The organism is Mycobacterium sp. (assembly GCF_039583805.1).
Classification (GTDB): domain Bacteria; phylum Actinomycetota; class Actinomycetes; order Mycobacteriales; family Mycobacteriaceae; genus Mycobacterium.
The window spans coordinates 1-2,003 of sequence record NZ_JAVKSH010000031.1 but is presented as its reverse complement, the minus strand read 5'-3'; the positions used below and the strand labels follow the sequence as shown (position 1 = coordinate 2,003).

Below are 2,003 nucleotides of genomic sequence, written 5' to 3'. Positions count from 1 at the left end.
GCCGGCGTGTTCTGCCCGAAGAAATTGGTCGCCACCAGCGCCGTCAGCAACGCCCGGTTGGCTTCGACCACGGAGGGGGGCACCGTCGCGGCGAACGCCGCCTCATAGGCGGCCGCCGCCGCGCGAGCCTGGCCGGCCGCCTGCTCGGCTTGCGCGGCCGTCGTGTTCGCCCACGCGATATACGGTGCAGCTGCGGCGGCCATGGCATGCGCGGCGGGCCCCGCCCAGTGCCGGCCTTGCAGATTCGTCAGCTCCGAGGAGTAGCCGGTGGCGAACACGTCCAGCTGGCCGGCGAGCGCATCCCACGCTGTGGCGGCCGCCATCATCGGCCCCGAACCCGGACCGGCATACATTCGAGCCGAATTGACCTCGGGCGGCAGCGCCGCAAAATCCTGTATCACGGTTATTCAAACTCCTCGTCTTGGACAAGATCGGCCGTGCCGCTTCCCGCGGGGTGCGGCAGAGGGGTGATAGCTATCCACCGGAGTTAGGGCGGGGCATCTTGAAGCGGCGGGGCGCGACCCGCAAGATGTTGTTGACGACGGGACGTGCCAGCATGCCGGCCGCGGCCGCGCCCGCCATGCCTGCCATCGGTCCCACACCCGCCGCCGGCTGCGCACTGGCCATGTTCTCCGCCGGATCGGACGCCCACAACGCCTCCGCCTCCGACAGCCACTGCGATTGTTCGCTCGCCGCAGCCACCGGAGTCGCACTGGCCCACGCGGGAGGAACCGACAACGGCCCCACCGGAGCAGCCATGCCGGCACTGGCAAGCACCGCATTGTGAACGCTTCCCGCCGTCGACGCGGCCAGCGCTGCCGACGGCAGCGCTCCCAACGTGACCGGCGACGTCGCGCTGGCCAACCCCATCAGCGGTGAATAGATTGCGGCGTCGGCGAAAAGCCTGAACGCGATCATGCCGGCGGAGGCGGAGTTGGCGGCGGTACGAGTCAGCGCCGCGCCGAAAGATACCGGCCCGTCAATGGTGTTGAAGTTGCCCAGGCTCGTGAGGAGCGACGTCGGCACCTGTATGCCGAACAGCGTGGACGTGCTCGAACTTGCCGCCGCCGGTGCTGCTGCTGCCGAGAGCTGTTGTGGCACAGTTGAAAGCAGCTGTGACAGGGTCTGTACATGGGTAGCACCCGCGGAGGCGGTCGCCGACGCGGCCGCAGCGGGGGCAGCGGCGGCTCCGGCGGCGTTGGTGGTCTGCGGCGGCGGGGTGAACGGCGACAGCTTCGTCGCCGACGACGACGCCGTGGCATATCCATACATCGCCTGCACGTCCTGGGCCCACATCTGCTCGTACTGGGTCTCGGTCGCCGCGATCTGTGTCGTGTTCTGACCCAAGAGGTTGGTCGCGATCAGGTGGGCCAGCAGGGTCCGGTTAGCCGCGACCACCGCCGGCGGCACAACTGCCGCGAATGCGGTCTCGAAGGCGGCTAACGACCCGCGAGCTTGGCTGGCCGCCTGCTCGGCTTGGACCGCTGTTGACGCGGCCCACTGCGCATACGGTGCAGCTGCCGCTGCCATCGCCGTCGCGGCGGGACCCGTCCACGCCTGGCCCTCCAGGGCCCCAATGACCGACGAGTAGCCCTGCGCGAACGTGTTCAGCTCCGCCGCAAGCGCATCCCAGGCCGACGCGGCTGCCGTCATCGGCCCCGCCCCCGGACCCGAATACATCCTGGACGAGGTGATCTCCGGTGGCAAAACCTCGAAACCCGGCATTCGCCTCCCCTTTCTTCAGCAGACCGCAGCGCCCGACCGAGCGGCGCGGTGCGGGGCAAGCCTGTGTTCGCCAATTGACCCGACACCAACAAGAAGCTGAACTGCACGTGAAGGGAAGAGGAAGGTTGTGAGTTTTCGTCGAGTTACCTCGATGAAGCCTGAGTTACGGCTCGCTAGGTGGGACTGGAGAGCACCAGCGGTCGCGAAAATAGCCTCTGACGTGGGGCGGGCGGGGCTCGAACCCGCGACCAACGGATTATGAGTCCGCGGCTCTAACC

2 protein-coding genes are annotated in these 2,003 nt (G+C 68.2%); both read right to left on the bottom strand.

Annotated elements, in window-relative coordinates; all coding sequences use genetic code 11:
• Positions 1 to 401: PPE domain-containing protein (locus ABDW21_RS06045; protein WP_343710190.1), on the bottom strand; the 401-nt coding region annotated here is incomplete at its 3' end.
• Between the two features lie 73 nt (positions 402 to 474).
• Positions 475 to 1,725: a PPE family protein gene (locus ABDW21_RS06040; RefSeq protein WP_343710189.1), complete on the bottom strand. Its 1,251-nt coding sequence runs from the start codon at positions 1,723 to 1,725 to the stop codon at positions 475 to 477.
• Between the last annotated feature and the right edge of the window lie 278 nt (positions 1,726 to 2,003).

Bases quoted from the DNA above. Each gene is read 5' to 3' on its own strand.
- ABDW21_RS06040 (WP_343710189.1), bottom strand. From the start codon at position 1,725: ATGCCGGGTTTCGAGGTTTTGCCACCGGAGATCACCTCGTCCAGGATG.